Origin of the sequence: Vibrio sp. J502 (genome assembly GCF_025397955.1) — a bacterium.
Taxonomy (GTDB): Bacteria; Pseudomonadota; Gammaproteobacteria; order Enterobacterales; family Vibrionaceae; genus Vibrio; species Vibrio anguillarum.
On sequence record NZ_CP104554.1, the window covers coordinates 3,319,889 to 3,345,639 of the forward strand.

General features: G+C 46.1%; 16 protein-coding genes and 12 pseudogenes. 13 read left to right on the top strand and 15 right to left on the bottom strand.

Features of this window, described 5'->3' with window-relative positions:
• Positions 1-285: 285 nt before the first annotated feature.
• The 3 genes and pseudogenes from N5E84_RS21450 to N5E84_RS15595 all read left to right on the top strand — a co-directional run bounded on the left by N5E84_RS21450 (position 286) and on the right by N5E84_RS15595 (position 1,857).
• A complete protein-coding gene (locus N5E84_RS21450) occupies positions 286-456 on the top strand; it encodes a hypothetical protein (RefSeq protein WP_410001420.1) in 171 nt (56 codons plus the stop codon).
• Positions 457-472: 16 nt separating this feature from the next.
• A complete protein-coding gene (locus N5E84_RS21455; protein ID WP_410001421.1) occupies positions 473-775 on the top strand; it encodes a phosphatase PAP2 family protein in 303 nt (100 codons plus the stop codon).
• Between the two features lie 40 nt (positions 776-815).
• Positions 816-1,857: pseudogene (locus tag N5E84_RS15595) on the top strand (MJ1255/VC2487 family glycosyltransferase).
• Between the two features lie 301 nt (positions 1,858-2,158).
• On the opposite strand, the pseudogene N5E84_RS15600 reads toward N5E84_RS15595, so the two are convergent.
• The 6 pseudogenes from N5E84_RS15600 to cpdB all read right to left on the bottom strand — a co-directional run bounded on the left by N5E84_RS15600 (position 2,159) and on the right by cpdB (position 8,187).
• Positions 2,159-3,201, bottom strand: a pseudogene (locus N5E84_RS15600) (IS630 family transposase).
• A 52-nt stretch (positions 3,202-3,253) separates the two neighbouring features.
• A pseudogene (locus tag N5E84_RS15605) lies at positions 3,254-3,631 on the bottom strand (NRDE family protein); the annotation flags it as partial.
• A 1-nt stretch (position 3,632) separates the two neighbouring features.
• Positions 3,633-4,182: pseudogene (locus N5E84_RS15610) on the bottom strand (hypothetical protein).
• Positions 4,183-4,216: 34 nt separating this feature from the next.
• Positions 4,217-5,283, bottom strand: a pseudogene (locus N5E84_RS15615) (D-alanine--D-alanine ligase).
• A 49-nt stretch (positions 5,284-5,332) separates the two neighbouring features.
• Positions 5,333-5,917: pseudogene (locus tag N5E84_RS15620) on the bottom strand (DedA family protein).
• 317 nt (positions 5,918-6,234) lie between these two features.
• Positions 6,235-8,187 (bottom strand): annotated as a pseudogene (gene cpdB, locus N5E84_RS15625) (2',3'-cyclic-nucleotide 2'-phosphodiesterase).
• 289 nt (positions 8,188-8,476) lie between these two features.
• Here cpdB and cobA point away from each other — a divergent pair.
• The 7 genes and pseudogenes from cobA (at position 8,477) to cysC (ending at position 12,442) form a co-directional block, all read left to right on the top strand.
• Entirely contained in the window at positions 8,477-9,355 is an 879-nt protein-coding gene (gene cobA, locus N5E84_RS15630; protein ID WP_019282540.1) for a uroporphyrinogen-III C-methyltransferase, read from the top strand.
• 91 nt (positions 9,356-9,446) lie between these two features.
• A pseudogene (cysD, locus tag N5E84_RS15635) lies at positions 9,447-10,353 on the top strand (sulfate adenylyltransferase subunit CysD).
• Positions 10,354-10,370: 17 nt separating this feature from the next.
• Positions 10,371-10,841 carry a GTP-binding protein gene (locus N5E84_RS15640; protein WP_261676499.1) on the top strand — a complete coding sequence of 157 codons (471 nt, stop codon included), beginning with the start codon at positions 10,371-10,373 and terminating at the stop codon, positions 10,839-10,841.
• Between the two features lie 33 nt (positions 10,842-10,874).
• Entirely contained in the window at positions 10,875-11,066 is a 192-nt protein-coding gene (locus N5E84_RS15645) for a hypothetical protein (protein ID WP_261676500.1), read from the top strand.
• Positions 11,067-11,099: 33 nt separating this feature from the next.
• The gene (locus tag N5E84_RS15650; protein WP_261676501.1) at positions 11,100-11,399 is read left to right on the top strand and encodes a hypothetical protein; all 300 of its coding nucleotides are present in this window, start codon (positions 11,100-11,102) and stop codon (positions 11,397-11,399) included.
• Positions 11,399-11,803, top strand: coding sequence for an elongation factor 1-alpha C-terminal domain-related protein (locus N5E84_RS15655; protein WP_261676502.1), 405 nt, complete (start codon positions 11,399-11,401; stop codon positions 11,801-11,803). Before N5E84_RS15650 ends, N5E84_RS15655 begins: the two co-directional genes overlap by 1 nt.
• Before the next feature lie 211 nt (positions 11,804-12,014).
• Positions 12,015-12,442: pseudogene (gene cysC / locus N5E84_RS15660) on the top strand (adenylyl-sulfate kinase).
• A 96-nt stretch (positions 12,443-12,538) separates the two neighbouring features.
• Here the strand turns inward: cysC and N5E84_RS15665 are convergent.
• The 8 genes and pseudogenes from N5E84_RS15665 to msrA form a co-directional block, all read right to left on the bottom strand.
• Positions 12,539-13,434: pseudogene (locus tag N5E84_RS15665) on the bottom strand (TIGR03899 family protein).
• Positions 13,435-13,748: 314 nt separating this feature from the next.
• Positions 13,749-14,253 (bottom strand): annotated as a pseudogene (locus N5E84_RS15670) (DUF3299 domain-containing protein).
• Between the two features lie 9 nt (positions 14,254-14,262).
• Positions 14,263-15,519: pseudogene (locus N5E84_RS15675) on the bottom strand (ABC transporter permease).
• Positions 15,516-16,232, bottom strand: a complete 717-nt coding sequence (locus N5E84_RS15680; protein ID WP_019282536.1) for an ABC transporter ATP-binding protein — start codon at positions 16,230-16,232, stop codon at positions 15,516-15,518. Before N5E84_RS15680 ends, N5E84_RS15675 begins: the two are co-directional and overlap by 4 nt.
• 69 nt (positions 16,233-16,301) lie before the next feature.
• Entirely contained in the window at positions 16,302-16,985 is a 684-nt protein-coding gene (locus N5E84_RS15685) for a DUF2796 domain-containing protein (protein ID WP_069212111.1), read from the bottom strand.
• A gap of 81 nt (positions 16,986-17,066) precedes the next feature.
• The gene (locus N5E84_RS15690) at positions 17,067-17,360 is read right to left on the bottom strand and encodes a DUF2607 family protein (RefSeq protein ID WP_081317718.1); all 294 of its coding nucleotides are present in this window, start codon (positions 17,358-17,360) and stop codon (positions 17,067-17,069) included.
• Between the two features lie 140 nt (positions 17,361-17,500).
• Positions 17,501-18,052 carry a YtfJ family protein gene (locus N5E84_RS15695; protein ID WP_029388292.1) on the bottom strand — a complete coding sequence of 184 codons (552 nt, stop codon included), beginning with the start codon at positions 18,050-18,052 and terminating at the stop codon, positions 17,501-17,503.
• A 114-nt stretch (positions 18,053-18,166) separates the two neighbouring features.
• Complete coding sequence (gene msrA, locus N5E84_RS15700) at positions 18,167-18,793, bottom strand: peptide-methionine (S)-S-oxide reductase MsrA (RefSeq protein ID WP_019282533.1); 627 nt, start codon at positions 18,791-18,793, stop codon at positions 18,167-18,169.
• Between the two features lie 167 nt (positions 18,794-18,960).
• Between msrA and N5E84_RS15705 the strand changes: the two genes are divergently transcribed.
• Genes N5E84_RS15705 through N5E84_RS15715 form a run of 3 tightly spaced genes read left to right on the top strand, consistent with a single transcriptional unit; the run spans position 18,961 to position 24,825 of the window.
• Positions 18,961-20,673: an autotransporter assembly complex protein TamA gene (locus tag N5E84_RS15705; protein WP_019282532.1), complete on the top strand. Its 1,713-nt coding sequence runs from the start codon at positions 18,961-18,963 to the stop codon at positions 20,671-20,673.
• Complete coding sequence (locus N5E84_RS15710; RefSeq protein ID WP_019282531.1) at positions 20,670-24,467, top strand: translocation/assembly module TamB domain-containing protein; 3,798 nt, start codon at positions 20,670-20,672, stop codon at positions 24,465-24,467. The genes N5E84_RS15705 and N5E84_RS15710 overlap by 4 nt, the downstream gene beginning before the upstream one ends.
• 10 nt (positions 24,468-24,477) lie before the next feature.
• Positions 24,478-24,825: a gamma-glutamylcyclotransferase gene (locus tag N5E84_RS15715; protein WP_029388291.1), complete on the top strand. Its 348-nt coding sequence runs from the start codon at positions 24,478-24,480 to the stop codon at positions 24,823-24,825.
• A gap of 234 nt (positions 24,826-25,059) precedes the next feature.
• Here the strand turns inward: N5E84_RS15715 and ppa are convergent, their stop codons facing one another.
• On the bottom strand, positions 25,060-25,587 hold the full coding sequence (gene ppa / locus N5E84_RS15720; protein WP_010318803.1) for an inorganic diphosphatase: 528 nt from the start codon (positions 25,585-25,587) through the stop codon (positions 25,060-25,062).
• Positions 25,588-25,751 lie beyond the last annotated feature (164 nt).

Consider the following 25,751-nt stretch of genomic DNA (forward strand, 5'->3'; position numbering starts at 1 on the left):
TCATTCGTACATTCCACAAGATTAAGTTAACAAATTAGTACCGTACTCGACTTAACTCGTCAACCATTAAGTTTTTTTTTATTCATATCGGATCAGTTTTAGTCAAAAGCGGTAAAAATGAGCAGAATTGGTAGAGAGGATCACTTTTTGTAGCACGGAATGTTTTCACGCAAGAACGTTTGTCATCGGTTAAATTCATTCATTATCCAACAAACAGTCACGTATTTGTCATTTTAAACTTCTACGTTTAGAGCGTAAGAGGTTATGGAATGACAGGAGTCGCTCATGCGTGCCATCGGACAAATTGTTAAGTTTGACGTAGCGTTTTCGCTATTTTGTTTACAGCATCGTTTTAATCAGCCTGTAGCGCAGATCAGCAAAGCTATTTCCCATACTGGGGATGGGCATTTGTACGCGTTGATTGGTGCTTTAGCTTGGTTATTTAGACCCGCTTAATGGCCAGCTATTCTTAATGGCTGGACTGGCCGCTTTCGCGATTGAACTCCCTATTTATTGGGGATTGAAAAATAGCTTTCAGCGTCGTCGCCCTGAAGAGTTTTCTCCTTCATTCATTGCCTTTATACCCCTTCGGATCGCTACAGTTTTGCCCTCTGGTCATACGGCTGCAGGGTTTGTTATGGCGACATTAATTGGCCACTTCTATCCTCATAGCGATGCTTTTGTCTTGGTTTGGGCTGGCTTAATTGGCGTATCTCGCATCCTACTTGGGGTTCACTTCTTGACGGATATCGTGATTGGCGCGCTGCTTGTGTAAGCAGCGCAAGATTTGCTTTGTGGTTGGTGGAGAGAGGCTTTTGAAAATTCTGTATGGTGTCCAAGGCACCGGAAATGCCATATTGCTCGTTCACGAGTGATGAGTGAAGCGTTGAGAGAAGCCAAAATTGATGTGCAATTTCTCTTTTCTGGACGTGAAAAAGAGAAATACTTTTCGATGGAAAGTTTCGGTGATTACCAAACTCGGCGCGGTTTTTACTTTTGAAACTGAACAGGACACGTAAATTACGTTAAAACGGCGCTGAATAATAATTTGCTGACTTTCGTGAGTGAGACAAAAAACCTCGATTTGTCTCCGTATGATCTGGTCATTAATGACTTTGAACCAGTATCGCAGTGGGCGGCTAAACAGCAAGGTATTCCGTGTATTGGATAAGTCATCAAAATGGCATTCGTTATAATGTGCCTTGAAAGGGGCAAGTTGGCTGGATAAACAGATTATTCAACAGTTTTGCGCCTGCCAACTACCACGTCGGTTTACAGTGGTATCATTTTGATCAACCGAATCCTTCCTCCGATTATCTATCGTTCAGAGCAGCATACGTCTAGCGAGCATTTCATTTTGGTCTATCTTCCATTTGAGCATGTTGATGATATTCTTGAGTTGCTTTTTCGTTTTTCAATCAAGCATTTATTTGTTATCACCTTCTTAATGGAAGCGCAATCCGTTGAAAATGTTGAGTTGCGTCCCTTATGTCATACCCATTTTCAATATCACTTGCATTGCTGCGATGGCGTAATTGCTAATGGTGGCTTTGAATTACCATCAGAAGCACTTTCATTGGTAAAAAGCTGCTACTTAAGCCACTATCGGTCAATTTGAGCAGCAAAGTAACGTTGCCACTCTTGAGAATCTCGGGCTTGCTGCATCTATGAGTTTTTGGACCCGTCGGAGTTACGCCGTTTGGTTGGATTGAAAAACAGGTCGAGCGCGTTGTCTATCCTAATGTAGCGAAAGCCTTGGTTGAATGGGTACAAAATGCAAATGGGATAATCATAGAAGAGCTGAGCCAGTCTTTATGGCGGCAGGTTGATTTCCCTAGTTATGTGTCATTTAACTAATATTGACGAAACGCTTTGAATTTTGACGTAATTAATTTATTTGGTGAATGTATCAAGGTAAAGGCTTGTTATTCATCACTTGATTCAATGTTTTGAATAAAATGCATAAATTTTTCTGTTTTATGGTTTTTTATAAAAATACATCGTACTGATAAATAAGGACAATCTTTTTGTTTGGATAAAAAAAAACTGATATTTTATCAATCTTGTTGCCAATCGATAAATGCTTAGCAGATAGTAGCCTCCACCCAGTTGTGTCTGGGTAAATATAATAAATGGCAGTTATCTATTCTATACCGAATCAACTTGAAGATGCAGGCTTGAGAACCTGAAAATGATCATTAATTCGAGATGTCAAAGAGCCTGCGATCTCTGGAAGAGTCACAGAAAAAAATTGGTCTATTGCCGCCTTGAAGTCCCGTTTTCTTTTGAAGTAAACGTGTTCCTCGACTTCTCATTCATTACTTTCCATAGCCGCTCTATTGGGTGAGGTTTGGACTGTAAGGTGGAAGAAATGCAGTTTAATATTCAGGACAAACGCCGCATCTTTGACTAAGTCACTGCGTGTGATATCCCGCACCATCTAATATGATATAAGCTTATGGGCTAACGAATAACTCTCTCTTAACTTACAGAAAAAACGAACAATCGATTCACTGTTAATGCTCTCATAGTCGTGAACAATGGTTGCACCAATATCCGACAGGTTCAGTGCGCCAATAATGTTCAATCGGCTACGATTACCCTTGTTGTGTTCAATCACTTTATCCTGACCAGTACGTATCCAGCCATGCGATATCTTTGTTGATAGTGTTGGGTGAACTGCATCGATAAAGACTATCGATTCATCCTCGCCACAGCTTGCCTTTAGCCTTCATACGCCTCTATGAATGCTTGCTGTTTTGCTTCATCAAACTTGTGTGGTATGCCTTTCGGTTGCTTGTAGCTAAAACCATTATGGTGAAGCCATTTGTTCATACCAGAAACAGTATAATCAAGCCCAAACGTCTCTTTAACATAGGCGACAATTTGATGAGTATGAGAATAGGTTTTCTCAGTCAAATGCTCGATTAGGTGCATGGTTTGAATAGCAGAAAGCTTGCTTTGGCTTCCTCCATTCTCAGGCTTAAGTTTTTCAGAAAGTACGTAGTCACTGAGGTGACGTGCAACGGTCGATTCATGAATACGAAGAGCTTGTGAAATCATAGTCTGACTCCAGCCTTCAGAAGCCAGCAAAACAGCCTTAATACGGTCGCAAACTCGACTATCACGCTCAATGTCGTGCATCTGTTCGAGTTGCAGTTTCTGTTGAGGAGTCAGTGTGATTTTCATGGTTTGTAGCATGATCCTGATTCTATTGAAAATCAAGCATCTTCAATGATCACGGGTATACATCAGTTAAATTAGGGTCGAAAGCAAGCAAAGTGAATGATGCAAATTGCTGAAGATTAAGCTGTGTAAACGCTTGGATAACCTTCTCGACACTGACTTGACTGGATAAATGCTTAAGCAATTGACCGCGGCTCACTAAGCGTTCGGCATCGGCTCCTTGGGGGATTTTACCTTGGTAATTATTGAGCAAGCACAAAGCCAAACCGCATTCATTAAGGCTGATCCAACTGCCTCCACCGGCAGGATCAATCGGCATCAACACTTCAACACCAGCTTGCGTGTATTGTTTAGGCGGCAACGCTAATGGGCGGTTTTTTTGTTCATCACGGTTAAAAAACAGATGATAGCCGTGTTTGTCGAGTAACCAAGAAACTGAGCACATGTTATTGCCCCCGAATGAAGGAGGCCGTGGCTGGCGCTAAGCCGAAAGCGGCATCGGTTTCTACATGCAGCAAATGAGCGACCACTTTAGCCATCGCAAAATGGTGCTGTGCATGCAAAGTGGCGAAGCTTAACTCTCGCTCCCATGTTGATGAGAGAGAGCACACTTGCGTTTCCTGCAATGAGGTTTCAACAAGTACCGTAACGGATTTTTGGAGTGAGGCCGAGCACTGCGTTAACCATTGAATTAAATACTCAATTTCGGCCAAGGCCGCAGCGCGGGACGTCTCAACGAGGTGGCCCCGACGGCGTTGGTTGTAATCAATAGTGCTAGTTGAGTTAGCCAGCGCATGAAACAGATCCAACCAATGACGAAAATGTTGCCCCACTGAACTGGCGACAATTGGCGTGGCTAAGTGGGTGTAGTGCCTATCTTCTAACTGTTCGAGAAACTGGTGCGCTTATTCCAGTGTTTCAATGCCGCCTTGGATCACGGGGGCATGATTAGGCTGTGGTGCACTTTGTTGTGAACATTGTGGTGATTGCAAACATATTTCTATCCCTATGATTGTTCTTATGGATAAGGTTAATCCGTGCTTGGGTAGTGTTCGGTTAGGCCTTTTCTTTGCGCCAAGCGTTCAGCAGTTCAGCCATTTTGGGTGTTTGATGGCCTAACTTTCGCTGCTGCGCGCCTATGTCGAATAAGATTCGGTACTGTCTGAGTAAGGTTGAGAAGATCTCACGCAGCGGTGTTTCTCTATCCCAAATATGAGCGGCTTCACTGCTTGCGCCATTGATTTCCAAAATCGTGAACTGTTCTCCAGCATCAATTGGTGAATATTGGCAAACTTGATATCGAGCCGCCCATAGTGAAACCCGTCAACATTGTTAAAAATCTCATCTAACTTGTTGGTGAGAGCGAGGTGTGATATAGCGGTTACCATTGCGGAAAATCGATCCGGCGACTATGGCTGCCCGCAAAGGCGAGTTGAAACTCCTGCCCTGCTTCAAGACCTGATCGAGCTTCTCAAGGTGGCGAGGAAAATAGAGGTGAGGGGAGTTGCCTGCGCGTGGGCAGCGTTCAATTACTGCTTTAAAGTGTGAATGCATCCCAGTGACAAACGGGGCGTACTTGAGCGTGATGAAATAATGTTGCCTTGAGCTTCACCGGATAGCGCACATAAAACACGCCAGCTTCAGCTTGATACGGCGCTTTTTGTTGCAGTAAAAAACGGCGTTAATCGGAATGATTGGATGTAGTCACTCAGTTGTTGTTCATTTTGCAGCAGTTTTACGCCAACGCCGCGGCTGCCTAAATCTGGTTTAGCGACAAGAGGGAAATCCAACGATGCTTGTTGCATTGCAGACAGAGCCTGTGCTGTTGCTGCTGACGGGTTTGATGGCTTTTCGTTCGGGTGATAAAGGGCGATATCCACTGCTGAGCGTATTCACCGGCTAGATTTAAGAATGTCGTGTTTTGACTCTCCAACCATGCCGCTGAGCTTGATGCCGGGGTTTGCAATTAAGGGTAAGCCCAGTTGCCATAACGCAGCCTTGCAGCAGGCTTTGAATCACCACGAGTGTAGAAAAACCAACTGGCAGAAATTCATAAGGAGAAATGCTGCGTTTGGTGTCTTGCTCTAAAAGCGGCATACCCGCGTTGATTTGGCCATGTGCAATGCAAGGTATTTCTAATTGGCGTTCATGACAATCCTTTAGAAAATGATTTGTTGAGAAGACGATTGGTGAGCATTAATAGGCCCAACCGCGATAGGAATAATGCTCCATTGATAATGAGAGGACTGCTGCAAAACCTGACTCCCTAGGTAATAAAGCGTTGAAAAACGATCAGTGTCACAGTGCTGTGGCCGTCAGTACGGAGCACAGAAATAGCGCCAACGGAATAGAAAAAAAGCCGCTCAAGTAAAGCCCACCGTTCTTAGGCCGGGGACAAAGCGAATAATAAACAGATTTAAAAAGTATGATGGTGCAGTTTGCGACGGACGGTTCGAAAATGTTTATTGTCAGCGCTTGATAACGAAGCGGACGAACGCGTTGTGCCACTTGGCCTAAGTAATACAAACCGAGATCGCCACTAACAATGCCGACAAAAATAGCCAACAACGCCAAGCCGGGGGACATGAGATTTTGCAAAGCCAGTGTGGCGGCGGTGACAATAGCGACATCCTCTAACAAATAGGGAAAGCAAAATTACGCCGATGAATAGTAAAGTCAGTGAATGACTTTCGGCTGTTAGAAAGGTTTGAATGTCGATAGCAAGCGCCACACTTCCTCCTAGCAAATTATGATCAAGTATAGAATAAGGCGCTGATTGCGCTTTTATTCTCATTACGAGGACAAAGACCTGCCAAAGAATAGAAAAATTGCATATTTGATGATTTTTTATAATTAAATTTAATCAAACTAATGTTTGAAAATTAAACCGAGGTTGTAACGAACCTTAAATGAAGCGTGGATAGCCAAGAACCATCAAGATCAGAGTTAGGGTTGCCGAGCGGGAAATAAAAAACGCAGCGAAAGGCTGCGTTTGTGGGTGAAAGCGCCTTAATTCATTGGCCTCTTTCAATCGATTTGAGTGGGGAGTTATTGTGTAAGGTCAATCCTGTAAACCGCAAAACCAACCTCATCGTTTTCCACCAAGTCATTGGGTATTGGCCTTTCTCTTTGATGAACTGTGCTGCTTTCTCGCTTGGAGAGGTTTCAAACGAATATCTAACGCGTATTAGTTTTAATCGGAGCAAACGACCAGTTGTTATCAGCACTTGGCGTGACTTGACCTTTTTCTTTACTCACGCGCGAAATGTAGTTTGCAACGGCCGTGCGGTTTTCGTCGGGTGAGTCAAAGGCAACAAATTGTGCGCCGTGCCTGCAAATTTATTACTATAAGCGCGGTAGTTATTGGTGGCGACAATAATGGTCTGTTTTACATCGATAGGTTTACCTTGATAAGTTAAGCCTACAATGCGCTCAGCATCTTTATGCGCCACTTTACAATCACCATCGTATTTGGCGGGTTGAGTCACATCGATTTGATAATTCACCCCATCCATCACATCAAAGTTATACGTGCGGAAATCAGCCCAATTGATCAAGGATTGTGGTTGAGTGCTGTGCGGATCAATCTGATTAAACTGCCCCGCGCTGCATTCCAACCATTCCTTCACTTCTTTACCCGTCATTTCAGCGCTACTAATGTATTAGGGTAAAGATAGAGATCTGCTGCGTTACGAAATGTCAGTTGGCCAGCTTCGACTTCGGTGAAACCGGCAGGAATCATCTTTACGGCCACCGACTTTAAAAGGTGCCGCGGCGGATAACACCGGCAAACCATCAAGATCAGGGTCGCCTTGAATAAAGCGTTCCACATAATCTTTTTGTGCAAGGTTAACGATTTGCACGGTTGGGTCATCTTGTACCAAGGCTAAAAAGCTGTACATCACATCATTCGCTTGGCAATCGTTGATTCACGAAATCTCGCGTGCCTTTATGGTCCGACTCTAAGGCTTTCACTATGCCTGTATCGGCTGCTGCCAATGATTTCTTATTGGCTTTATCGAAGATTGGGCGAGCTTGGGATTGACCATTCACGACTGACCATTGGCCATCTTTGCTTTGCAAAGTCAGATCCATCACACCAACATGGCTACCCCAGCGCCCCGGCATGACAGCGGTTACGCCATTAATGGTGCCTTTAGTTACATCTGCTCCTGGCAGTTTGGCAAAATCTTGGCTAGGGAATACCGCGTGAGAGTGACCAAAAGCAATTGCGTCAATGCCTTCTACTTGGGTGAGGTAGTAAACCGAGTTTTCTGCACCAACGGAATATGGGTTAGCTGAGACACCAGAGTGCGGATTGCCACGATCACATCGGCACCCTCTTTTTTCATCTGCGGGATCAGCTCCTCGGCTGTTTGTTTGATGTCTTTGGCAAACACTTTGCCATCAAGGTTTTTCTTATCCCACACCATGATTTGTGGTGGGACAAAACCAATGTAACCCACTTTAATTTGGTGCTCTTTGCCATCGGTATCTTGAACGTGTGCGTTTTAATGAGATAGGGATTGAAGAGGTGTTTGCCCGTTTGTTGGTCATAGACGTTGGCATTGACATACGGGAATGCGGCGTCGTTAATACTCTCCTTTAAAAAGGACAAACCGTAGTTAAATTAATGGTTACCAATGTTACCTACATCGTAGCCGAGCTGATTCATCGCTTTGTAAACTGGGTGAACCTCACCAACCTTGATGCCTTTGGCGGCCATATAGTCGCCCATTGGGCTACCTTGGAGTAAATCACCGTTATCGACCAAAATGCTGTTTTCGACTTCGCTGCGCGCTTGCTTCACTAACGTCGCCGCACGGGATAAACCAATCTGGTTCGATGGCTTGTCTTTGTAGTAATCGTAATCCATCACATTGGTGTGAATATCGGTCGTTTCGACGATACGCAGTTTAATGGTGTCCGCCATTGCTGGGCCAGCCATTGCTAACATACCGCTCAAAATCGCGATGGAGAGAGGTTCACTGCCACTTTCATTGTGTACTCCAGTTAGGGGTAGGGAACAAATAACTCGTCTAATGTAACAAAATCTTATGAAACGATGATTTCAATGAATATCAATTTGTGATGTTACGCGTTAACTCACCGGCATTCTGTCGACAAGATCTCATCATTGATTGGCTTTTAATCAGAGAGATAGTCACTTCTTATTCGGAATTATCCATTCCCTTATCAGCTTTTGATATAAAAAATGAAATTTTAGAATTTCAGGTAATATGAAGAGCCCGCCATAATGCATCCATGAATTAAGTTATGGATAACAACAATGAGTACGACGGAAACCATTTCTCAGTTGCCAATCAAAGGGCCGCGCTTAGTTGCGGTCAACAATGATGCTTTGGCAAGTAGCGCTCCATCGTACGTCAAAAGCCAATTGACCTGCGGTGAAGTGGCTTTGATTGGTGCAGGGCCGGGCGACCCAGAACTGCTGACGCTCAAAGCGTTGAGCTTTCTACAACAAGCCGACGTGGTGTTGTACGACTACCTAGTGTCTGATGAAATTATGGCGCTGGTGCCGAGCGATACCATCTTAGTCTGCGTGGGTAAGCGCGCTGGACACCACAGTGTTCCTCAAGAAAAAACCAATCAATTGCTGATCGATTTTGCGCAGCAAGGTTACAAAGTCGTGCGTATTAAAGGCGGTGATCCGTTTATGTTTGGCCGCGGTGGTGAAGAGTTGGAAGTGCTGTTTGATGCGGGGGTGAAATTTCAGGTGATCCCCGGTATTACAGCGGCGGCAGGCGCAACGGCCTATGCGGGAATTCCACTGACTCATCGTGATTATGCGCAATCCGCTCTGTTTGTCACCGGTCACCTTAAAGCGGAAAACGATGACATGGATTGGTCAACACTGGCGCGTGGTAATCAAACCTTAGTCATTTACATGGGCTTGATGAAGTCGAGTTATATCCAGCAGCAGTTGATTGAACATGGACGCCAAGCCAACACACCAATCGCGATTATTGAACGCGGTACTCAGCGTTCGCAAAAAGTCTTCAAAGGGCAGCTCAGTGACTTATCACAACTGGCGGCGCAGGCACAGGCTCCGGCCTTGATTGTGGTGGGCGAAGTGGTTGCGCTGTCGGAAAAACTGCATTGGTTTGGTGAACAACCCGCGCAGCAAAACCAAGTGAATTACGCCTGATTGCAAGGCTAGTCAGTTAGTTCCAACTCAATACTCAAACCAATTTCTCATTGCACAAGGCTCGCAATGCGAGCGAAAAGGAAGCATGCAGATGGATCAACAACGCTTAACCCATTTACAAACAGCTCGAAGCCGAAAGTATTCATATTTTACGTGAAGTGGCTGCTGAATTTGATAACCCAGTAATGATGTATTCGATTGGTAAAGACTCTTCGGTGATGCTGCATTTAGCGCGCAAGGCTTTTTATCCGGGGAAAATTCCGTTTCCTTTGCTGCATGTCGATACTGACTGGAAGTTTCGCGAGATGATTGAATTTCGTGATCGTATGGCGCACAAGTATGGTTTTGAGCTTTTGGTACACAAAAACCCAGAAGGGATCGCGATGGGGATCAGCCCTTTTGAGCATGGTTCTTCAAAGCATACCGACATCATGAAAACCCAAGGTTTAAAACAAGCGTTGAACCAATATGGTTTTGATGCTGCTTTTGGTGGTGCGCGTCGTGATGAAGAGAAATCACGCGCGAAAGAGCGTGTTTATTCTTTCGTGATAAGAACCACACGTGGGATCCGAAGAACCAGCGTCCGGAGCTATGGAAAACCTACAACGGCCAAATCAATAAAGGTGAGAGCATTCGTGTTTTCCCGTTGTCGAACTGGACTGAATTGGATATTTGGCAATACATCTATTTGGAAAACATCGAGATCGTACCGCTGTATTTATCGGACATTCGCCCAGTTGTCGAACGCGATGGATGCTGATCATGGTCGATGACGAGCGGATGAAGCTGCAACCTGGAGAAGAAGTTCAGCACAAGAGTGTGCGTTTTCGCACGTTAGGTTGTTATCCACTTACTGGCGCAATTGAATCAGAGGCCAGTACGCTAACGGGCATCATTGAAGAGATGCTGGTGGCCACTTCCAGTGAACGACAAGGCCGCGCGATCGACCACGATCAATCAGGATCGATGGAATTGAAAAACGCCAAGGTTATTTCTAAGCCTCTAAGGAAAGATTATGAATAGTGCAGTTCAGGCTCAGCTTTCTGAGATCGGTATTGAAGCTTATCTCACGCAACACCAGCACAAATCGTTACTGAGATTTCTGACTTGTGGCTCAGTTGATGATGGAAAAAGTACCTTGATTGGTCGTTTGCTTCATGACACAAAACAGATTTATGAAGATCAACTGGCCGCCGTCCATTCCGATAGCCAGCGTGTTGGCACGACGGGCGAGCGCCCCGATTTAGCTCTGTTAGTTGATGGCCTGCAAGCGGAACGTGAGCAAGGATCACCATTGACGTGGCGTATCGCTATTTCTCTACTCAAAAGCGCAAATTCATCATTGCCGATACTCCGGGGCATGGAGCAGTACACGCGCAATATGGCGACGGGCGCATCCACTTGCGATCTCGCGGTGATTTTGATCGATGCCCGTAAAGGCATTTTGATCAAACGCGTCGCCACTCATTCATTGCCAATCTGTTAGGTTTGAAGGCATTTTGTGGTGGCGGTGAATAAGATGGAGTCTGTCGATTACTCACAAGATCGTTTTGAGCAGATCCGTCAAGACTACGTGGAATTTTCAAAGCATCTGCAAGGTGATACTGATATTCAGATCATCCCGCTTTCTGCTCTGGAAGGGGGACAACGTGGTCGAAGCAAGTCAACATATGCGTTGGTATCAAGGCCCATCACTGCTGGAGCTGCTTGAAACGGTGGGACGTAGATCAGCAAAAAGGAGCTGGTGAGTTTCGTTTTCCCAGTGCAGTATGTGAACCGACCGAATCTCGATTTTCGCGGTTTTGCTGGCACGATTGCAGCGGGCAGCATCAGCGTTGGAGATGCAATCACTGCTCTTCCGTCTGGAAAAACATCCACCGTGGCACGTATTGTTACTTTCGATGGAGATTTGCCGCAAGCGCAAGCAGGCCAAGCGGTGACGTTAACGCTCAGCGATGAAATTGACATCAGCCGTGGTGATCTTATTGTGCTGCAAGGAGCGCAGGTTGAATCAACTAACCATCTATTAGCCGATGTGGTCTGATGACAGAACAACCACTCAAAGCCGGGCGTGAATACAACATCAAAATTGCAGGTAAGAAAACCGTCGGCCAGTTGCAAGCAGTGCGTCACCAGTACGATATTAATAATTTATCGACTTATCACAGTGAAGAGTTGCCGCTCAATGGCATTGGCTTGTGTGAATGGTCGCTAACAGAGTCGATCGCGCTGGATAAATACTTAGACAGTGCCAATACTGGTGGTTTTATCATCATCGATCGCCTGACGAATGTGACGGTGGGGGCGGGCTTGGTTCGAGATAGTTTGCAAAACATCGCTCATGCTCAAAGTGCCCATTCTGCGTTTGAAGTTGAATTGAATGCCTTGATCCGCAAGCACTTTCCACACTGGGAAGCCAAAGATCTTCGTCAGTTACTCAAGGCTTAACTGTGGTGATTCGGTGGGAGGGATTGCCGCTTACAGCGTCCCTCTATTGGCTAGTTTGAGACAACAAAGGATTGAGTAATGAGTACGAATTTGGCCAATAAAGATGAAAATGTTGTCTGGCATCAGCATACGGTGAATAAGTCGTTCCGCGCCAACTTAAACAACAACAGCCAGCAGTATTGTGGTTTACGGGGCTGTCAGGGGCGGGAAAATCAACCATTGCTGGTGCGTTGGAACAGCGTTTAGCTCAACTCGGTATCACACCTATTTGCTCGATGGGGATAATGTACGCCACGGCTTGTGCAGCGACCTTGGGTTCTCAGAGCAAGATCGGCGAGAAATATTCGGCCGTATTGGTGAACTCGCGAAGCTGATGGCCGATGCTGGTTAATCGTGTTATCAGCATTCATTTCACCGCATCGCGCTGAGCGTCAATTAGTGCGCGATATGCTGCCACAAGGTGAATTCATCGAAGTGTTTGTCAATACCAAGTTGGACGTGTGCGAGCAGCGCGACCCGAAGGGGCTGTATAAAAAAGCGCGCGCTGGTGAAATCAGTAATTTTACGGGCATTGACTCTGAGTATGAGTCGCCGCAAAACCCTGAGATCGTATCTTGCGGCTGGCGAAAAAAGCATTGATGAGCTGGTGGAAATTTGCCTAACAGCGCTGCAAGTGCGAGCGATTATCGCCTAATGTAGAAGAGGGCTCATCAGCTTGAGCCTTTATTTTTGAGGCTAGACGGCGTGATGAAAAGAGCTGCTGGCAACTTCGGTGTGGACAGTGAATTTCTGGCTAAGCACCGCCAACATCTGATCGTAGTACTGGCATATTCGGTTTATTACCCAGTAGCTTACACAGCTCATTGCCAGTGGGACTGAAACGGTAATAGAGCAGCCTGACTCCTTTACTCATCGATTGCAGTGACAGATTCTTGCCTTGATAGGTCAACAGCAGTGCCGGTTCAAGTTCAATTTCTCCAGATTCCAGTTCAGTGGCGTGCAGTAAGCCAAGCTCGATCAGTACTAACAGGCTCGAATAGGTAATTGGAACTACCCATATTGATGACAAATGTGCTGATGCGTTTTCCTAAACTAAAATTGCCGTTAGTAGCACGAATGCCGACCAACAGCTTGCGGCTATTATCGCTACCAAAACAGCAGGCTAACGCTGAGGCTTTTTGGAGTATCTGCGCCTCTTTTGGTGTCATGTCTTGTAATACTTGCAGTGCTTTCATTGAGGTTGAACCGGGGTGGTCACCTCGCGTTTGAGTACTTGCGCCAAAGTCGCTGCATCGAAGAGTTGTGGATGTCTTGCGCCATATCGAAAAAACGGTGTAACCAATCTTGATCAGGCTCTCCCGCGGTCTCATTTTTACAAGAGATATGCGCCAGTTTGACGATCTGCTCTAGGTTTTTTTGTCGCTGCTCTTGTACGTTGCTGTTCTCTAAATAAGGCGCGATCAGCGAGCGTTTTTTCTGGCGGATCCGTTTGTAGCAGCGCATCTAAGCCGTGATATTGAGCAATATTCAAAATGCGACTACCACTGTCTTTGATGTAGCTCGATTTTGTTTCGTGCTTTGACCTGAGTTGGCTTGATGTTCAATCACTACAGGGTTGTTGTATCTGCCATTTTATGTCCGCTTCAATCACCCATTTCATTCATGGATTAAAATGTAACGTGTAACGCATTTTCCATCTAGGAAAAACATTCGTTCTAGATCAAAATTTGCAGCTATCCTCTAATGATTTTAAATATCTTGTTAAAATTTGTTATCGGAATTTGTGGGGCGCTTATGCAGGTGTTGGAAAGAAAATAGACTGAAAAAAGGCCACCCGCACTATCGATTACATTACTTATTGTTGATATATGTCGCTTTGCTAGCGTATTTATCTAAATTATCGTTTAGTTTTAGAGGAAGTCCAATAGGTTGCCTATTTTGTTAACTACATGTCGTCGTATTCTTCGGATCGCAGTGCACTTCGAACACATACGCTTGTAGTTTCGTCCAGATCGTGGCTAACACTTTCGGTTTTCAGTGTCCCAATCAGATAAATTACATCCCAGAGCTGCTGATTGGAGCACCTTGCGGGATATTTCACATAAAAATTTGGTTTGGTGGCGGTGGCGGCACGTGAATGCATGCGCAAAGTAGGGCACCAGTAGAAAATCAGTAACGTTGTTGGCGTCACCTTCCAGTGGGATCACAAAGCCGGGTATTTTGACCACGCTGCCATTGAGCTCTTTTCTAACTCCGCCGATTTTTGATTGTGCAGCCGTCATTTCGCCATCATGGTTCAATGCTGGCATGCCATCGGCGTTGAATTGGTTACGTTCGTTCTCGGGGATCAGATCGATCCAATCGAGCGTCAGTACTTGTTCATTACTCTGTGCGTACATCGGTAACAAGCCTGATAGCAGCAGCGTGCTGATAAGCAGTAGTTTTTTCATCGTTAAGTCCTAAATTCGAATGGTCATTCCATCGCTAAGTGATTGTCTATAGGCGCGTAGAGCTGGGATAACACCAATAATAATGCAGCCAGTTGTACATAAGCTAATAATTGCCACTCATAGCTGCTTAAGGTGCTGAGTGTGATTTGAATTCCATAATGCTGCGCAATAAAAGGTTGCGCCAGTGCGAGCAGTGAATATAACCCCGCTAATCCAACGCAGATGCCAATAAAGGTCAGCGTCGTCGCTTCGCTGATAAGCAGAGCAAAAATATGTTTAGGTTGTGCGCCCATGGCGCGCAGAATCGCCATTTCACGGCGTCTTTCCTGCAAGCTTGTCAGTAAGCTGCTGAGCATACCAAGTAACCCGGCTGCCACCACAAATACCGACACCGCCATTAAAGCTTGTTCTGCTATCGACATCATACCCCACAGTTCTTGCAGAGCGACGCCGGGCATAATGGCGCTCAAGGGTTCTTGGCGATAGTTATTGATTTCACGTTGCAGTGCAAAGGTTTGAATTCTCGATTTTAAACCGATCAACATGGCGGTGATCTGCTTGGGTTGGAAGTTGTGTTGTTCAAGCTGCTCTTTGGATGGTGAATTGCCTAAATGCGCACCCGATTCCCAACCCACGTGAATGGCTTCAATCGCTTCTAATGAGACATGCACCGTTTTGTCTACGGGCGTTCCCGTTGGCGCTAAAATGCCCACCACTTTAAAGGGGAGGTTGTCGTGGCGGCTAAAACCCACATCGCTGATCCCATGCGCAATAATGATGTCACTGCCAATATGGTAACCTAAGGTTTCGGCGACATCTGAACCCCAATACCGTTTCAAATAAACCATGAAAATCAGTGCCTTGAGAGAAGGTGAGTGGTTGCTTACTTCCATATTTGAAATGCTCGAAATAATGGTGATTGGTGCCCATAACGCGAAACCCTTGGTGTGAGTCACCCAAGAAATGGGGATCGCCCACTTGACGCTGCGATGCTCACTGAAGGCTTGGTAGCTTTTCCAGTCGATATTATTGGTGGCATTACCAATTCTAAATACCGAATAGAGCAGCAAGTTGACTTGTCCAGAGCGGCGCCGACGATTAGATCCGTCCCTGAAATGGTGTTGGCGAAGCTCTCTTTGGCTTGAGTTCGAATGCGTTCAACCCCCATTAACAGAATGACTGAAATGGCAACCGTCAGAATGAGAGTAGCGCTGTGGTTTTGCGGTTAAGTACGCTTTTCCACGCCAGATTGGTAATTACATTCATGCTGTCACTCCTGCCTGATTCAATTGAGGGAGATAAACTGCGCGGTCAAATAAAGCTTCTAAGGTGGGATCGTGGCTCACAAACACCAGTGTTGAACCTGCCCGATTCGTCTCTTCCAATAGCAGTTCGATAAACGCGAGTCGATTGTCGTGATCCAGCGCCGAGGTTGGCTCATCGGCGATGATCAGCTTGGGTTCGCCAATCAGTGCTCTCGCCGCCGCGACACGCTGCTGCTGGCCAATACTCAGTTCGATAACCGGTTTGGCCAATAGTTCTGGTGCAAGATGTAATCGAGTGAGTAGCTGCTGTGCTTTCTCAATCAGATCGCCTGCCACATTCTGCTGGCGAGTGCTGGAAAAGTGGCAAGGTAGCGTAACGTTTTCAATCACTGAGAGATAAGGCAATAAATTAAATTGTTGAAAAATGTAGCCAATGTGATCGGCTCGAAAACGATCCCGCTGACGAGAAGTTAGCGTCGACAGGTTGGTGCCTAAAATAGAGACCTCCCCTCGTTGTGCTTGGTTGATCCCGGTCAGTAAGCTCAGCAAGGTCGATTTGCCACAACCACTTGGCCCTTTAATAAAAAGGTGCTCTCCACGTTTTACACAAAGATCTTGGATAGATAAGGCTGGTTGTGAGCTATTCGGCCAACGAAATTCGACCTCTTTCAATTCAATGACAGACGTCAGCGATAGAATATGCAAATCACTCATTGTGAATTCCTTTAACGACAGTGAACCTAGAGTAAGTATGTGCTTACTCTAGGTTGTTGCTTATACGCCTTAAAACGTAATGCGAGTGCTGTTTGTTTTCAACTCAGAGGCAGATTGTGCTTTGTCTGTCAGTACATTGGCAGAGATAGTTTGGGTATTTGGGAACAAGTTAAACCATTGCGTGTCGAGGTACTGCAATTGCGGCATGTTATCGCAGTGATATTGGTACTGAACCGTGAATTCACCGTGACCACTGTGCTCGCCTTCATCATGCACATCTTTTTTATGGTCATGGTGTGCGTGTTGAGCATCTTTATCTTGATGTTTATCATTATGTTTTTCATGATGGTCGTGGTCGTGGTCGTGGTCGTGGTCGTGGTCGTGGTCGTGGTCGTGGTCGTGGTCGTGGTCGTGGTCGTGGTGCTCACCATTTAACGTATGCGCGATACGACTTTCTTCTAAATGACACTTGGCCGGAGCGGGCAGTTGGAAAATGCCATCGGCGTGGCTGAACTGCTCAAGGACTTTATTTAAGCGCTGTTGTTGTTCATCATTTTGTGGTGCATGTTCAAAGCCGACTACATCAGCGCCGGGGGCGGTGATTTCAATCAGTAAATCTTGCCCATCTTGAGCAATATTGAACTCGACGTGGCCATGTACATGAGCCTCATGTTGGCGAAACTCTTCATTTGCCAGTGCTGGCATGCTTAAAATTAGGCCGATAGAGAGAGCGAGTTTACGTTGGATAAACATTGGGTGATTCCTTTTAAACATCAAAATAGCCCTTAGCGCGTTGGCTTTGGGTAACAAATCATAAATAACTAGATAAGACGTCTAAAAGTGAGGAGGCGAGCGAGCAAGATAAGCGTAATGAACTGACGGGCGACGCTGAGTTTTCTCTACTGATGATCGAATTTCGCTGCCACTAATGACAGGAAGGATAGGCAGCGCACTGCTTAGACCATTTTGAAAGCCAGAAAAAAGTTGGCAATGATGCTGCGCGTGATGCGCAGGATTAGTATCGAGGTGATGATCTACATAAGCGACATTCAACCATAGCATCAGCAGCATGGCACATAATGCAATGCTTTGAGCTCGGTAATGGGGGCAATGTAGACGGGTAAACATCAAACCAATACAGTAGTAAAATGATAATTGTTATAATATAACAATATTGTGAGAATAAAGCGTACTCTTATTTTTATAAAAGCACCTTTCACCACGATATGTTTAGCAAAGGCAGCCGTGTTATCGGCCACCTAAGGTTATTATAAATTCTGTTTGATCAAGCCTAAAACCGTTTGAATTTCCTCATCACTCAATGCACCTTCCTTAACAAACAGTACCTTACCTTGCTTGTCTTGAACGATGATCGCTGATGATTCCTCTTTTAAATCCCACGCTTTGGCTACATTTCCCGCTGCATCTAGCACCATGGAAGACCACGGAAACTCTTTCTTGCTGTCTTGAGCGGAAGATTTGACAAACGATCCTGTGCCCCAAATCGCATCATCTTGGTTGATGATCGAGGTGGTTTGATAACCTTCTGCGGGAAATTGTGCGGCCGTAATGGCAGCCATCAATGGTGCATTTAACGCTTTAGCACTGCTGCGACCAGCAATGGCTTGAATGACGCGCACTTTGCCTAGCAGTTGGCTGGTATCCCAAGTTTGAAAGGCCGTTTTATCATCTTGTAGGATGATTTCACCATATTTTTCCACTGAAACATCAGCAACTTGCTGACCTTGGGTAATGTTGTGTGCCATGGCAAGCGCTGGACAGCAGGCCATAAGAATGGCGATCACTCGTTTACTTTTCATTGTAGGGGTCCCTTTTAGTTGAGCAACAAAGGTATAGCATAGAATCAATAAAACCACGAAAAGAGGCCATTAAGCGGTTAACAAAATGCTAACAAAGCCTCAATTCTACACGCTTTATTCGCTGAGCTGGGGTGGGAAGCAGATGCCTGTTCCTCCTAACCCACAATAACCATTCGGATTTTTAGCTAAATATTGTTGATGATAGCTTTCGGCGTAGTAGTAAGGACCAGCGGGTGCAATTTCGGTGGTAATTAAGGCTCGTTGACTGGCTGACAACGCCTGCTGGTATCGCTGCTTTGAGGCTTGTGCTATTTGCTGTTGTTGTTCTGAATAGGTATAGATGGCGGAGCGATACTGAGTGCCTTTATCGTTACCTTGACGCATGCCTTGGGTCGGATCGTGCTTTTCCCAAAAATGACTTAATAGCTTTTCTAATGGCAAGCGCAGTGGATCAAAGATTACGCGTACCACTTCAGTATGGCCAGTTTCACCACTGCATACTTCTTCGTAAGTTGGGTTTGGGGCATAGCCTACTGAAGTCGACACCACACCATCGAGTTGCCAAAATAAGCGTTCAGCGCCCCAAAAACAGCCCATACCAATCACTATTTGTTGCTGATGCTCATTAGGCTGCTCAGTGATGTTGCTGTGGTTAACGTAATGAATTTCCTCCACTGACATAGGGGTTTCTCGTCCTTTCAGTGCTGTTTGTGCGCTGACCATTGTTTGTTTATTGAGCATGAGCTTTCCTTTTGTGTACCGATTTTTGGCTTTATTTATTGTTGTTGAGCCACTGTTTCACATTCAGCCCGAATAATTGACTGATTTCATACAGACGGAGCTTGCTATTGGCGGTATGATTTCCATCTATTAACGATCTGTTTACTCAACTGTTCCTTTAATTAAGCATGAGACGAAAATCATTACCAGTTCTATTCACGATGCTACTTATTTCCACTTCGGCGTACGCCAAGGTGGCGTTAACCATTAATGGTTTAGAGGGTGAATTAGAAAACAACGTTGAAGCCTATTTATCGTCGATTCCAGAGAGCGACTATTCAACGCATCTTCGTTTTCAATCTCGTTTAGAGAAAAGCATGACGGAAGCGCTTGTCGCGCTGGGTTACTACCATCCTCAATTTGAGTTTGTGGTGGTGAGCGATGAGCAAGAGCTGATGGTCAATATCAATCCTGGACCGCTAACAACCATTAAAGAGATGGATGTGGTGATCAGCGGGGAAGCTGAATCTGATGCTGATTTTGCCAATCTCATTAACCGCAATGCCCTTAAAGTGGGCGCGGCGGTTAATCATGGCCAGTACGATGCTTTGAAATCGGGTATCCGTAACTTAGCGTTGCAAAAAGGTTATTTTAACGGGAATTTTGAATTAAGCCGTTTGGAAGTTGCGCCAGAGTTGAATGAAGCTTTCGTACGCCTTCATTTTAACAGTGGTATTCGTTACCATTTTGGTCCTTCGCTCATTACTGGCAGCCAAATTGAAGATCAGCGAGTTCGCTCGCTTCAGCCCTATAAAACCAATGATCCTTACCTTGTTTCCAAGGTAGGGGAATATAACCAAAACTTATCCAATACCGATTGGTTTTCCTCTGTTTTTGTTGAACCCGATCTTAGCCAACTGGAGAACGGTCGCGAACTGCCGATGAAGGTTTCCCTTGCACCGCAAGCTCGAAATCAGCTTGAAACCGGTTTAGGTTACTCAACGGATGTGGGAGTGCGTGGTTCATTCAAGTGGAAGAAACCTTGGGTTAACAGCCTCGGCCACAGTTTTGATAGCAGCTTCTCCCTTTCTGCCCCAGAGCAGACCATTACCGCTGGCTACAAAATACCGCTAGAAGATGTGCGGCGTGAATATTATCGAATTCAGTATGGAATGAAGAATGTCGATAACCGTGATACGAAGAGTTTGGAGTCTAACTTATCGTTTGAACGCCACTGGCTGCGTGATGGTGGTTGGCATCGAACCCTATTCGTTCGTTATTTGATAGAAAACTACGAACAAGGTTTGCAAAGCGATGTCGGCCAGTTTGTATTACCGGGAGCGACCTATTCTCGTACGCGTGTTCGTGGTGGTTCAATGCCGATGTGGGGCGATAAACAGAGCATCACACTTGAGTATGGCGATCCAAATTTCGTCTCTGAAACGCGTGTGGTGCGGTTGTTGGCGGGCACGGCTTGGATACGCAGCGCTGGGCAAAACCATCGTGGTTTATTGCGTTTAGACGGTGGCGCAAACTTCAGTGAAGAGTTTGACAAACTCTCGCCTTCTCTGCGCTTCTTTGCTGGTGGCGATAACAATTTACGGGGGTATAGCTATCAATCTATCTCACCTAAAGATGCCAGCGGCGCACTGACTGGGGCCAAATACATCGCCACCAGTTCGTTGGAGTATCAATATCGCTTGGTTGGAAATTGGTGGGGCGCACTGTTTGTCGATTACGGCGATGCCTTTAATAACTCGCCGGATTGGAAAACTGGTGTGGGAGCCGGGATTCGCTGGGCTTCTCCGGTTGGACCGATCCGCTTAGATTTTGCATGGGGGCTTGACGCTAATCCCGGCGATGAATTTCAGCTGCATTTCACCTTGGGGCCTGAACTATGACCAAAGTGATGTTGAAGATAACCAAATGGGCATCGGCGATTTTATTCACCTTGTTGGGCGCGGTATTTATTGCACTCGCAGCCTTGTTGTTTACCAATACAGGGCTTAACGGTCTGTTGTGGGGAGCGCAAAAAGCGCTGCCACAACTGCAGGTTGCCAGCGCTCAAGGTGCAATTTTTCCACGTTTCACGCTCAACCAAGTCACCTTTTCCGATGAAGCATTAAAGCTCGATCTCGATGTACAGCGAGTGACATTAGCCATAAGTGCTAGCTGCTTATTGGAGCCTTCAATTTGCTTAAATGAACTGGCGATCAGTGGATTAAGGCTGGCACTGCCAGAGCTTCCCCCTTCGACGCAAGGTGAGCCTTCGTCTGCCTCTGATCCCATTACGTCAATCTCTACACCGGTGCCAATTAAGGTTGGCCGTGTGGAGCTCAATGATATTCAGCTGGATATTTTGGGTAATACGCTGGCATGGAAGCAATTTTCTACTCATGCCTCATTTCAAGGTAATCGCTTACGGATTGGCAAAACCAGTTGGAGCGATATTCAACTGAAGCTTGCGACCAATGAAGATGTCGATTCAGCCTCAAGCGCACAATCTAAATCCACTCCATCCACAACCGTATCATCGACGGCGGCACCTACGGTGAAAACGCCCATCACCTTGCCAGAAGTGATCATTCCGCTGCAATTGGAAGTGGAGCGTTTTGATATCAATCAGTTTACTCTTCAGCAAGCTGAGCCTTTGGTTGTCAAGCATCTTGGTTTGGTCGCCAATGCTTATCAGAGCAGTGTTTCATTAAAATCACTTGAGCTTGAGCTGCCACAATTGATTGCCAACCTAAAAGCTGATGCGCAGTTGAAGGGAGACTATCCGCTCAATCTCTCTTTAAAAAGCACGCTCAAAATGGCCGAAGCTCAGGGGCAAACACTGGCGCTAGAGGCTTCGGGTAGCTTGGGTGATTTAACGCTAAACGCGAAATTGGGCGGGCTTGCGCAAGCAAACTTAAATGCGCAATTGGCGCTACTGCAACCTGAGATCCCGTTTGATATTTCGTTGGATGATGTTCAAGCACAGTGGCCATTGATTGGGCAAGGAGACTATTTTGTTCGCGTGCCGAGTTTAAAAACTCAAGGCTCACTCGACGGATATAGCGTGGCGCTCAATGGCCAATTGCAAGGTAAAGATCTGCCCGATGTGACGCTGGATGTTGCTGGTAAAGGCACTTTACAGCAAATCAACTTAGATTCTTTGCTCATCGATACCTTAGGGGGGCAAATTGCTGGCCAAGTGATGGCCAACTGGCAAGCCCCAATTCACTGGCAAGCGGCGCTGAATTTAGAACAGATTCAGCCGGGATTACAGTGGCCGCAAGCCGAAGGCGTGATCAGCGGTAAGCTCGAAACCACGGGTGAGCTGACCGAGCAGGGCGGTTGGAACGTTGCGCTGCCTATTTTGGATATTGAGGGTGTGTTGCGTGGCTACCCACTGAATATTGAAGGTCAATTAAACGCATCAGATATGACAGGGAAAGGCGCTTTTACTGTGTCGACCAGCGGCTTAACGTTAGCCCATGGACCCAACCAGATTACGGCCAAAGGTGAGCTGGATAAAGAGTGGCGTATGGGCTTATCGGTTGATTTTGCGGATCTGGTGAAAAGTGTTCCTGATTTGCACGGCAAAGTGATTGGCGATATTTATCTGCGTGGTGATTTACAGCAGCCACAAATTAAGCTGCGCCTCAATGCAAATGATCTTGCTTGGCAGCAACAAGCGACCCTAAAGCAGGTGACTTTAACTGGTGATGTTACGCCACTTCCTGTACCACAAGCCGAAGTGAAATTGCAGGCGAGCCAGTTGAGCTACCAGCAGCAGTTAGTTGATAGTGTGGACTTGCGTTTTTCAGGCACGCAGGCGCAGCATCAACTGAGCTTAGACGTCATTTCAAATCTGATTTCAACCAGCTTGGCAATCAGCGGATCTTTTGAAGATAAGCCGACGATGCAGTGGCAAGGTGCGCTGGAACGAGTACAACTGTCCACAGAACAAGGGCCGTGGCTATTAAACCAAGCGACACCTGTTGCGGTTAATATCGATAAACAACAAGCTACGATTGCCGCGCATTGTTGGCAGCAAGAGGGAGCATCGCTCTGCTTAGATAAAGACGCGACTGTGGGGCAAAGTGGCGCGGCCGAGCTCTCTCTCAACCATTTTGATTTTCAGCAAATCGCAATGTTTTTACCGCAAGAGACTCAACTTAAAGGCCAAGCCGATGTCAGTCTCACAGCTCAATGGGCGCCCAATACTGCGCCTCAAGCGAAAGTGTCACTCAGCTTAAGCCAAGGTGCAGTCACGCAGCACATCGACCAAGCCATTACTTTAGGTTGGGATAGCGTCACTATTGAAAGTACGCTTGAACAGAACAAGCTGTTTGCTCGTTGGCTAGTGGATGTGACCGATAATGGCGATCTGTCGGGGCAAATCACCATTGCGGATCTAATGGCAAAAGAAAAAATGATGGATGGCGCATTAACGCTTTCCACTTTTAATATTGATTTTCTACAGCCGCTGCTTGGGGATTATAGCCAAGCGAAATCGAAGATTAGCAGTCAACTTGCCTTCAGTGGGCCGATGTTGCACCCGAAAGTGATGGGCAGCGTGGTGGTGGATGACATTGTCGTCAAAGGCGATATTTCGCCGCTGGATGTTACCTCGGGCCGAGTGGCGATGGACTTTAATGGTTACCAAGCCTTGCTCAATGCAGCGATTCAAACTGCGGATGGTGAGTTGAGTATCAAGGGGGATGCCGACTGGCAGAAAATGGAGCAGTGGCGCGCCAACCTACGTGTGCTAGCCGATGAGCTGTTGGTGGATCTGCCGCCTATCGTCAAGATTAAAGTTATCCCAGACATGAGCATCACACTAGAACCTCAACTGGCCACTGTGACAGGGAATATTAACCTACCTTGGGGACGTATCGTGGTAGAAGAGTTGCCTCCGAGCGCGATTGGTGTCTCCAAAGATCAAGTGATATTGGACGCTGCTTTACAGCCTGTGAGCGAGCAAAGCGCCATGCCATTTAACGTTGAAACGAATGTAAACATCTCGATTGGTGATGATTTCCGGCTCAGTGCCTTTGGTTTGCAAGGCGGCTTGATTGGCCGCCTCAATGTGGCGCAAAAGGATAAAGGCCCTTTTATTACTGGAGAAGTAAATATCCAAAATGGTTCGTATCGATCCTTTGGACAAGATTTGCTGATCCAAGAAGGCAAAATTTTAATGAATGGACCGGTTGATCAACCTTATGTTTCGATTAAAGCGGTGCGCAACCCAGATAACACTCAAGATGGCGTGATTGCAGGGGTAAAAGTGACCGGCTCTGCCGATGAACCCGCAGTCTCCATTTTTTCAGAACCCGCGATGCCACAAGCTAATGCACTTTCTTACCTACTTCGTGGTCAGAATATTGATGGCGAGGCGGGTGGCAATGCGATGACCACTGCACTGATTGGTTTGAGCTTGGCACAAAGCGGTAAGGTGGTGGGCGAAATTGGTCAAGCCTTCGGTGTGCAAGATCTGCAATTGGATACGGCCGGTTCCGGTGATGATTCACAAGTGACGGTAAGCGGCTATATTTTACCGGGGCTACAAGTGAAATATGGTGTTGGTATTTTCAGCTCGGTGGGCGAATTTACCGTGCGTTACCGCTTGATGAGGGATTTGTACGTTGAAGCGGTATCCGGTTTAGATAGCGCGGTGGATCTTTTGTATCAGTTTGAATTTAACTAGGGACAGTCATATGCAACATCTGGTTTTTGTCTACGGCACATTACGCCGTGGTGAAAGTAATGCGCATCTGCTTGAGACAAGCGAAATATTAGGATCGTTCTACACGCCAGCTGACTATGCGCTGTATGATCTAGGTCCATATCCTGGCTTGGCTCAGGGACAGCAATCGATAGTCGGTGAGGTATATCGAGTGGATGAGCAGACACTAGCAAAACTCGATCTTTTAGAAGATATTCCCATCGAATATCGCCGTGAAACGATCGAAACCCCATTTGGCCGTGCGTGGATTTATCTCTATCAAGATCACAGCCGTCTTACTGCTGTGATTGATTCTGGAGACTGGTGCCAACGGGTGTAACGAACGGCGTTGAAAATGGAAATAAAAAAGCCACACAGCGTATTAGCAGGATGTGGCTTTTTATTTATAACGACACTTATACCCTTCCTACTTGAAGCTGCAGCAGTGTTGGCTACGTTCGTTCACCCCAATCACATAGTTTGCCTATGCTCATGGGGACTCACTCACTTGCCGCCTACCTGCAACTCCAAGTTGTTTGGGTATATAACTATCGTGACTGTTTAATGATGGTGACTACTTTTGAGCACGTTCAAATGAAGTCAGGATTTCAGCTCGCGCGGCAGCGGCATCTTCCCATCCATCGACTTTGACCCATTTGCCCGCTTCAAGCTCTTTATAGCGTTCAAAGAACTGTGTAATTTGCGCCTTCAGTAGTGCTGGCAGGTCATTTACGTCTTGAATGTGGTCGTACTCTTTGGTGAGCTTGGAGTGAGGAACCGCCACCACTTTGGCATCTTCACCAGACTCATCGGTCATCTTCAATACGCCAACTGGGCGGCAGCGAATCACCGAGCCTGGCATGAGCGGATAAGGCGTGGGCACCAACACATCGACAGGATCGCCATCGAGCGATAAGGTGTGATTCACATAACCGTAGTTGCATGGGTAGAACATAGGTGAAGACATGAAACGGTCCACAAATACCGCGCCAGATTCTTTGTCGACTTCGTATTTGATTGGGTCGGCGTTGGCTGGAATTTCAATCACCACGTAAATATCATCAGGCAGTGATTTTCCTGCCGGAACGTTGTTTAAGCTCATTTAGCATTTCCTTTTTCGTCGCTGGACTTGAATTGTTTTGGGTTGATTAACAGAACGTAAACGCTTGTGTTGCAACTTTAGCGGTAAATAGGAAACGGTGTAAACCGTAAAAAGAGAGTCTTGCCTCATATTTATCGATAAAAAAAGCGCCTAGAGTTAGGCGC

Coding starts and splice junctions, on each gene's coding strand:
- N5E84_RS21450 (WP_410001420.1), top strand. CDS start 286: ATGCGTGCCATCGGACAAATTGTTAAGTTTGACGTAGCGTTTTCGCTA.
- N5E84_RS21455 (WP_410001421.1), top strand. CDS start 473: ATGGCTGGACTGGCCGCTTTCGCGATTGAACTCCCTATTTATTGGGGA.
- cobA (WP_019282540.1), top strand. CDS start 8,477: ATGAGTACGACGGAAACCATTTCTCAGTTGCCAATCAAAGGGCCGCGC.
- N5E84_RS15640 (WP_261676499.1), top strand. CDS start 10,371: ATGAATAGTGCAGTTCAGGCTCAGCTTTCTGAGATCGGTATTGAAGCT.
- N5E84_RS15645 (WP_261676500.1), top strand. CDS start 10,875: ATGGAGTCTGTCGATTACTCACAAGATCGTTTTGAGCAGATCCGTCAA.
- N5E84_RS15655 (WP_261676502.1), top strand. CDS start 11,399: ATGACAGAACAACCACTCAAAGCCGGGCGTGAATACAACATCAAAATT.
- N5E84_RS15680 (WP_019282536.1), bottom strand. CDS start 16,232: ATGAGTGATTTGCATATTCTATCGCTGACGTCTGTCATTGAATTGAAA.
- N5E84_RS15685 (WP_069212111.1), bottom strand. CDS start 16,985: ATGTTTATCCAACGTAAACTCGCTCTCTCTATCGGCCTAATTTTAAGC.
- N5E84_RS15690 (WP_081317718.1), bottom strand. CDS start 17,360: ATGTTTACCCGTCTACATTGCCCCCATTACCGAGCTCAAAGCATTGCA.
- N5E84_RS15695 (WP_029388292.1), bottom strand. CDS start 18,052: ATGAAAAGTAAACGAGTGATCGCCATTCTTATGGCCTGCTGTCCAGCG.
- msrA (WP_019282533.1), bottom strand. CDS start 18,793: ATGCTCAATAAACAAACAATGGTCAGCGCACAAACAGCACTGAAAGGA.
- N5E84_RS15705 (WP_019282532.1), top strand. CDS start 18,961: ATGAGACGAAAATCATTACCAGTTCTATTCACGATGCTACTTATTTCC.
- N5E84_RS15710 (WP_019282531.1), top strand. CDS start 20,670: ATGACCAAAGTGATGTTGAAGATAACCAAATGGGCATCGGCGATTTTA.
- N5E84_RS15715 (WP_029388291.1), top strand. CDS start 24,478: ATGCAACATCTGGTTTTTGTCTACGGCACATTACGCCGTGGTGAAAGT.
- ppa (WP_010318803.1), bottom strand. CDS start 25,587: ATGAGCTTAAACAACGTTCCGGCAGGAAAATCACTGCCTGATGATATT.